We start from the raw sequence: 2,864 nt of genomic DNA on the forward strand, positions 1-2,864 counted from the left end.
CCCCCCCCCCGGGGCGGCGGCGCGCGCGCGGGGGCGGCCGGGTGGGTGCCGAAGGAGTGCGGGGTGGACGAGCTGACCACCGTGCTGCGCGGCGTGTGCCGCGGCCACGCCTGGTACCCGCCGGAACTGCTCGGGGAGGTCCTGCGCGGGCTGCGGGCCGACGTGGTGCGCGCCGCCCGCAGGGACGGTCCGCTGGACGTGCTCAGCGACCGGGAGCTGGACGTGCTGCGCGGCATGGTCGAGGGCAAGCGCGGCAGCCGCATCGCCGCGGAGCTGCGGATCTCCGCCGAGACGGTGCGCACCCACACCCGCAGCATCCTCGCGAAGCTGCGGGTGCACTCCCAGCTGGAGGCCGTGAGCGTGGCCGCCGCGGCGGGGCTGCGCGCTCCCGGGCAACCGGGCGCTCCCGGGCAGCCGGACGTCTCCGGGCAGCCGCGCGCTCCCGGGCGACCGAACACCTCCGGATCGCTGGACGTTCCCGGGCAGCTCGCAGCTTCCGGGCCACCGAGCACGTCGGGACCACCGGGCGCCGCCGGAGCGTCCGGCGAACCGCGCGCCCCCGGCGAGATCGGCACGATCGACCGGCCCTCCCCGCCGGACCGGCGATGAACCGCCCGCCGCGCGTCGCCACCGTGATCACCCGGCTCGAAGGCGGGGCGGGGGCGATGGCGCTGCGCGGCGCGCTCGCGCTGGACCGGCGCGAGTTCGACGTCACCGTCATCACCGGCAGCGGCGGCCGGTTGCTGCGGGACGCCGCGGCGGCGGGCGCCGCCTGCGTCCTCGAACCGTCGCTGCGCGCCCCGATCGCCCCCGCCGACGACCTGCGCGCGCTGCTGCGGCTGACGGCGCTGCTGCGGCGCGGTTCCTTCGACGTGGTGCACACCCACTGCGCCAAGGCCGGCGCGCTCGGCCGGGTCGCCGCGGTCCGCGCCGGGATGCGGCGGATCGTGCACTCCTACCACGGCTTCCCGTTCCACGAGTTCCAGCGCGCCCCGCGGCGGCGGACCTACCTGGCGGTGGAGCGCGCGCTGGGGCGGGTCACCGACGTGGCGCTGTGCGTCGGGACCGGGGTCGCGGTGGAAGCGGTGCGGCGCGGGCTGATCGCCCCGGACCGGGTCCGCACCACCGGGGTCGCGGTGCCACCGGTGCCCGTCGACCCGAAGCGGGCGCGCCGCGAGCTGGGGCTGCCCGCCGCGGCGGTCGTCGTCGGCGCCGTCGGCAGACTCGTCTACCAGAAGGCCCCGGAGGACTGGGTGGCCGCGTTGGCGGCGCTGCGGCGCCCGGACGTGACCGGGGTGTGGATCGGCGACGGGGAGCGGGCCGCGCGGGTGCGGGCGGCCGCGGCGCGGCTCGGGGCGCGCGTGGTGCTGGCCGGGGACCGCGCGGACGCGCCGGAGCTGGTGCCCGCGTTCGACGTGTTCGTCCAGCCCAGCCGCTACGAGGGGCTGCCGCTGGCGGTGGTGGAGGCGATGAGCGCGGGCGTGCCGGTGGTGGCCACCGCGGTGAACGCGATCGGCGACGTCGTGGTGCCCGGGGTGACGGGCCTGCTGGTTCCCCCGGCCCGCCCGGACCTGCTGGCCTCCGCGGTGTCCCGGCTGCTGGCCGACCCGGAACTGGCCGCCGGGCTCGCCACCGCCGCGCGGCAGCGGGTGCTCGGCGCGCACACCGCGGCGGCCCTGGCCGCCGACCTCGCCGCCGCCTACCGCGGCGAGCCGGTGACCGCCGCCGCGACCGGGTCGGACCGGTTCGGCGGGCCGGTGGAGCCGCCGCGCCACATCCGTGACCTGCGGTGACGGTCATCCCCTGAAGGTATGAGACTGCAACGAGCGGGCAGTGCCGACGCGAAGTCCGGGTAGCGCGGCCCGCCGGCCGCGGCGTCTCGGAGCGGAGGGGAGCGGTGGTGCGAACCGGATCCTTGCCCGCGCCTGCACCGCCCGGAGCGGACCGGTGGCTGCGCGGCTTGCTGCACGACCTGGGGCACGGCCTGGCGGCCGCGTCCTACTTGACCGAGGGCATGCGCTCGGAAGCGGAACTGCCCGCGCAGGCCCGCGACCGGTTGGAGCTGGTGCACCAGGAGCTGGTGCGCCTGCTGGAGCTGGTCTCGGCGGGCGGCGCCCCGGGCGAACCGGTGGCGGTGGAACTGCGCGGGCTGCTCGGCGGGCTCGCCGCGTCCCGCGCGGGAGCCGGTGCGCCGACGCTGCTGGTGCACCCGGGCGCCCCGGTGCACGTGCGCGCCGACCCGGCGGCGGTGTGGCGGATGCTGGCGAACCTGCTGGACAACGCGGCGCGCGCGGCGGGCCCGGGTGGCGTGGTGGAACTGGGGGCCACCCGCCACCCGGGCGGGGCGGTGACGGCGGAGGTCGTCGACGACGGCCCCGGTCTCGGCCGCGCACCCGCCGCGGGCAGCGGGCTCGGCCTGGGCATCGTGACCGCGCTGGCGCAGTCCTGCGGTGCGCGGCTGCACCTGGATCCGGCGCCGCGGCGGGGGACGCGGGCTCGGCTGGTGTTCCCGGCGGCGTGAGGCTCGCACGGGGCGACGATGGGGGAGAGCGATGGGGGACGGTTCGACGCGGGTGCTGCTCGGCGACGACCACGCGATCTTCGTGGACGCGCTGGTCTCGGCGCTGTCCGCACGCGGGTTCCCGGTGGTCGGCACCGCGGGTTCGATCGCGGCCACGGTCGCCGCGGTGCGCAGGCTGGCCCCGGACATCTGCTTGCTGGACCGGTTCTTCGGCGACGGGGACGGGGTGGCGGGGGGGGCGGGGGGGGGGGGGGGGTTTTCCCGGTCGTGGCTGCCCTATTTGTCGGGTGGTGTGCGCCGGCGGGGGCGTGGCGGGTGGGTGTTGGGGGGCCGGCCCCCGCGT

Annotated in this window: 4 protein-coding genes; all 4 read left to right on the forward strand. The window is 78.6% G+C overall.

Features of this window, described 5'->3' with window-relative positions:
• Positions 1-63 precede the first annotated feature (63 nt).
• Positions 64-609, forward strand: coding sequence for a LuxR C-terminal-related transcriptional regulator (locus LCD35_RS04670; RefSeq protein ID WP_224977907.1), 546 nt, complete (start codon positions 64-66; stop codon positions 607-609).
• The gene (locus LCD35_RS04675; protein WP_224958157.1) at positions 606-1,793 is read left to right on the forward strand and encodes a glycosyltransferase; all 1,188 of its coding nucleotides are present in this window, start codon (positions 606-608) and stop codon (positions 1,791-1,793) included. The genes LCD35_RS04670 and LCD35_RS04675 overlap by 4 nt, the downstream gene beginning before the upstream one ends.
• A 107-nt stretch (positions 1,794-1,900) precedes the next feature.
• Positions 1,901-2,521, forward strand: coding sequence for a sensor histidine kinase KdpD (locus tag LCD35_RS30290; protein WP_224966189.1), 621 nt, complete (start codon positions 1,901-1,903; stop codon positions 2,519-2,521).
• 31 nt (positions 2,522-2,552) lie between these two features.
• Positions 2,553-2,864 (forward strand): response regulator transcription factor (locus LCD35_RS04685; protein ID WP_374108032.1); only part of this gene is annotated, 312 nt, incomplete at its 3' end.

The sequence above is a fragment of the Saccharopolyspora sp. 6V genome (assembly GCF_020176785.1).
GTDB lineage: Bacteria > Actinomycetota > Actinomycetes > Mycobacteriales > Pseudonocardiaceae > Saccharopolyspora_C > Saccharopolyspora_C gregorii.

What these genes read in the sequence shown, in the direction of transcription:
- LCD35_RS04675 (WP_224958157.1), top strand. Translation starts at nt 606, where the DNA reads ATGAACCGCCCGCCGCGCGTCGCCACCGTGATCACCCGGCTCGAAGGC.